The organism is Shewanella sp. 5S214 (assembly GCF_041439795.1).
Classification (GTDB): Bacteria; Pseudomonadota; Gammaproteobacteria; order Enterobacterales; family Shewanellaceae; genus Shewanella; species Shewanella vesiculosa.
This window is the reverse complement of record NZ_JBGOOV010000060.1, coordinates 1-3,179: the sequence shown is the minus strand read 5'-3', so window position 1 is coordinate 3,179 and position 3,179 is coordinate 1. Positions and strand designations below refer to the sequence as shown.

The 3,179-nt window shown below is 39.2% G+C and carries 3 protein-coding genes; all 3 read right to left on the bottom strand.

Features of this window, described 5'->3' with window-relative positions:
- Positions 1 to 18 precede the first annotated feature (18 nt).
- The 3 genes from ACED29_RS20955 to ACED29_RS20945 all read right to left on the bottom strand — a co-directional run bounded on the left by ACED29_RS20955 (position 19) and on the right by ACED29_RS20945 (position 3,106).
- Positions 19 to 1,134, bottom strand: coding sequence for a hypothetical protein (locus tag ACED29_RS20955; protein WP_371698657.1), 1,116 nt, complete (start codon positions 1,132 to 1,134; stop codon positions 19 to 21).
- Positions 1,135 to 1,554: 420 nt separating this feature from the next.
- The gene (locus tag ACED29_RS20950) at positions 1,555 to 2,115 is read right to left on the bottom strand and encodes a hypothetical protein (RefSeq protein WP_371698655.1); all 561 of its coding nucleotides are present in this window, start codon (positions 2,113 to 2,115) and stop codon (positions 1,555 to 1,557) included.
- Positions 2,116 to 2,146: 31 nt separating this feature from the next.
- Complete coding sequence (locus ACED29_RS20945; RefSeq protein WP_371698653.1) at positions 2,147 to 3,106, bottom strand: DUF4365 domain-containing protein; 960 nt, start codon at positions 3,104 to 3,106, stop codon at positions 2,147 to 2,149.
- Positions 3,107 to 3,179: the final 73 nt, after the last annotated feature.

Here is a 3,179-nt window from a genome sequence, read left to right as displayed (position 1 = left end):
TAGTGTAAATGGAAAACTCTATTTAAAACATTCTGACTTTAAGGGAGGGTTACATAACGCATGTTCCTCAGAGAATATGTATTTTACATTCGGATATTGGCCAAATAGTCCTTCCATCCAATCTTTCGTCGACTTGCTGTAGCACACAACATACATTGTCAGTGATGGATTTGAGAGTGCTCGCTGAATAAGATTAAGGATATGCTCATCAGCAAATGAAAATCCAAAGGCTATGAGTACTGATTGTGGCCTTTCAAGCTCATAGCTTAGATGTCGAAGGATCTGGTAATAAGCTTCTTCAAAAACCGTTTCATGAAACTTCCATTTCGTAGGATTAACAATCGGCATCTTTTCATAACCATACCAAAATTCATCTGCTCGTAACTCAGAAAGGTCGTCATACTTTTCTATGTTTGCATCTAGATCAGCGATTGTTTTCTCTTTATCGTAAAGAATATCTCTGCACTCATTCAAAATTTGAGTTTCTTCTGAGTTAAACTCAAAGGTGTAATTACTAGCCCCATAGTTAAGTTCGATATCACCTTTGTGATTCTTATACCAATGAACTGAACCATGAACATGCAGTAAGTTTATTTGAGGAAGATATTGATCGTGACGATCTAGCATTCCTTTATTTACTACACGATTGCTAAAATTTCTTGTGTGGAAAGTTAGAGTTTTAAAACCTGTACTACCATCGTTGACTTCAAACTGAGCCCCTCTGGTACCCATTAATTCTTCACTAGCGATTTCGAGACAATTATCATAATTGGTTGTAAAAATGTTTGCTCGTTTGGCTGATGGCTTCTGTTTATTTAGAACTTGAATCAGAGTGGTGATGAAGCGCTTATATTCAGTAATGACACTATCTTTATCAGGTAACCTAGGTGGTCTTGGTGCTGGCGTAGGTAAGCCTGGCTTGATGCACTCGCGGTAATACAACATAAAAAGCATCGTTTTCATTTCTTTGTTGTCTTCGTAATGCTTTGCTAGAGTCTCGAAAGTATGATTTTGACCATCCCCATCTTTTATTTCTAATGAGAGCGTTGGCAGAAATCCAACTGAAGCGCCTGCACCAAGAAGAAAGTTAAGATTATGGTCATAAATTTGATGTAAGTTGAATTGAGGAGCCATTAGAAATCCATATTTCAGAATAGATAATGTCGATATGAAGACTAATAATACCGACTTCTAAAATCGACCTGCTGTGACTAATAATACACTAACTAACTGTTAATGTTGTGTAAAATTTTTCTGCCTTGTTGCTTTACGCAAATAATTAAATGCTGCGAAGTTTGAAATAGACTATGCTTTCTTGGCAGCTAACCACAACTAAACAAAGCAACCAATTATTTGAAGAAGCAATTGGGTTGGGTATCCCAAATAACGATGCCACAATCCGATTCGGAACACACATTTACGTGTTAAACCCTATCCCACTTTTGGACAAAAGCGAGCTAGATTCCTAACTCTAATTCGTGAGTTTCGGATAACAATTTCTATGGATTAACTTTTACTTGTGGGGCAGCGTAGCTGCCCCACACCAAGTTTTTGTTAGGTTTGTAGTTGGTCTAGCACATTTAAAGTTGATTCGCTGAATATGCCATCCTCAAGCTGTGTTGTCGTGAGACTGAAATAGCGTAAAACGTCGTAATATGTTTCTCTGGTTTGATGAATTAACAATTTCAATTCGTCAGGAGTTATAGAGTTGGCTTTGAGAACTAAACTTTCGGTGTGCGATAAATCCGAATGCGCCACTGTTTTACTACGGATATCTAGAACTTTTTTTACTAACTCAGAATATGGTTTTAACTGATTTTCTATCGTCTTAACTAATTCGAGATGACCGAATAACCGTAAATTCACTTTGAGTGTGCTAAAGCTTGATGATCGGGTATCTGGATCAAATATTCTGCCTAAAGCTAAATACATAGTGATGGCATGCGCTTCATATGATGCATGTAAAAAATGATTAAAACGTTTAGATGCAAATTCATTTTTGAACTTTGACCTATTTTGAGAGTATCCAAGCTCCCACCAGATTTCGCTGTGTCTTACAGCTTCATCTATAGATATTTTAAGGTCATTAATGATTTTTAATGTTTGATTGTTCATTACATAAAAAACCTAACGCTTGAATGAATTATTAGGCATTTTCGAGTCTCCTTTCCAGAATCTCCGCCAGCGTAAGATTGGCTTCGAGTCGAAGATAGTACGGCGGCATTTTTTGCATCTCTACGGGATTCTCAGTAAGTGAGCGTGACGGGGCGCCTTGTCCCAAGTTACGCAGCAAGTCACGAACAGCTCGCCCTCTAGCTGTCAGAGGCATTAGCATAGTGGGAGACATCTGTCGCTCATCTCGGTCGATGAGGTAATCGCAGTAGTCAATTACGACAAGAGATTGAGCGGTTATGAAATCAATGTAATTAGCAATGAAAAGATGCTCTTGATCGCCCATTCCTACCCCGAATTGGCTATTTGCTTTTGCCAACTTTTCCTCCGCAATATCTATGCAAAAGTCTAGGGAGAAAAACAATTTCCTTCCGATATCAGTCAATCCGTTACTAAAGATATCAAAGAAGGAAAGATCAAAAGCGGCGTTTCTATTTTTTTGCTGGAGTAGAGTCTTAACTATATCGAGCTCTGCCATGGGTGGCATGCCAAATGCGCCGCAAGACTCGAACAATGCGTCCCTGTTATCAATGTTGAGTACTTGCTCTTCTGGTATAACAATAGTCCTAGTTGTACTTTGATCGGATCGAAGGTGTCTCCTTACGTCAGCCCAATAGCTTTTGTCAGTAGTTGGATCATGTATGACTACTAGAACTGGGAGAGGGAATCGCTCCCAGTACGAGGCGTGTCGATTAGTTGGTGTAAATGAGATTCCACCTGCAACCTTCTTTATGTAGGAGGCTCCGGATTTAACTTGGACCGCTACAACATGACCGGTGCAGTTGCCATTGAGATCAACATACTCAATTTGGCCATCTATCCCTACATCGGCGTTGGGGGTTTCACGCCAAATGCAGCGCATTTGGTTGACGATGCGTTCGACCGCCATCACCCCTTCGCGCTCAGTAAAATAGTTGTTTATTATTTGAGTCACACAGAAACCTTATATGCCTAACGAGCCTGTAGAATTACTCGTTTTTAAATTTATTTTGATTAATGAATAAACA